This is a genomic window from Aeromonas sp. Y311-2 (assembly GCF_027706025.1).
GTDB lineage: Bacteria > Pseudomonadota > Gammaproteobacteria > Enterobacterales > Aeromonadaceae > Aeromonas > Aeromonas veronii.
The window spans coordinates 1-879 of record NZ_JAPDCL010000070.1; the positions used below are offsets into that span (position 1 = coordinate 1).

2 protein-coding genes are annotated in these 879 nt (G+C 51.6%); one reads left to right on the forward strand and one right to left on the reverse strand.

Annotated elements, in window-relative coordinates; translation table 11 throughout:
- Nucleotides 1-373 (reverse strand): RNA-guided endonuclease InsQ/TnpB family protein (locus OKC42_RS22645; RefSeq protein WP_270820938.1); only part of this gene is annotated, 373 nt, incomplete at its 3' end.
- A gap of 15 nt (nucleotides 374-388) precedes the next feature.
- Between OKC42_RS22645 and tnpA the strand changes: the two genes are divergently transcribed.
- A complete protein-coding gene (gene tnpA, locus OKC42_RS22650) occupies nucleotides 389-805 on the forward strand; it encodes an IS200/IS605 family transposase (RefSeq protein ID WP_270820939.1) in 417 nt (138 codons plus the stop codon).
- Nucleotides 806-879 lie beyond the last annotated feature (74 nt).

Below are 879 nucleotides of genomic sequence, written 5' to 3' on the forward strand. Positions count from 1 at the left end.
CCTGATCGAGCTTGAAACCTTGCGGATAGCGGAAGCTATCGGATAAACCCTTCTTTTTGAAGCGAGGGAAATCGGCGCGTTTGGCGAAGAAGTTAGTGTAGGCTCGCTCCAGATCTTTTAGCGTTTGCTGCAAGGGTTGGGAGGGCGTTTCGGCAAGCCAAGCGGTTGAGTCTTCCGACTTCCATTGGGTGAGCTGTTTACACAGCTCCGCATAGCCGAGCTTCTTCTCGCCCTGTTCAAAGCGCTCCTGCTGCAACGCCAGCGCCTTGTTGAACACGAAACGGCATGAACCAGCGAAGCGGCGCATTCGCAGCTGTTGCTGGCCGTCTGGCCGAAGTTCATATTTGAAGGCTTGAAGTCGTTGCATGGCCATAATATACTTTGGTCTATGAGCAAAATCAATGCCATTAGAACTGGCAGACACTGCATTTTCTCTATGCATGTTCATTTGGTCTTTGTGACGAAATATCGCAGAAGAGTATTCGACAATGCCGCCATCGACCGCCTTAGAGAGCTGTTCTCCAAGATCTGCGCTGACTTTGAGGCAGAGCTAAAAGAGATGGATGGAGAGGTTGATCATGTTCACCTGCTGGTGAATTACCCGCCAAAAGTGGCAGTATCGGCGCTGGTGAACAGCCTAAAAGGGGCATCCAGTCGGGTGCTGCGAAAAGAGCGGCCAGACATCGCCGCCAAGTTCTACTACAAGGGCATGTTGTGGTCGCCATCTTACTTTGCATCGAGTTGTGGCGGCGCTCCGATAGAGATCATCCGGCAGTACATCGAGCAACAGCAAACACCTCATTAACCATGGAACGGCTACGCCATTCACACCTTATATCCCCGCCATGAATGACGGGGCTTTACGGTGCTTTTGGGTAA

Coding starts and splice junctions, on each gene's coding strand:
- tnpA (WP_270820939.1), top strand. CDS start 389: ATGAGCAAAATCAATGCCATTAGAACTGGCAGACACTGCATTTTCTCT.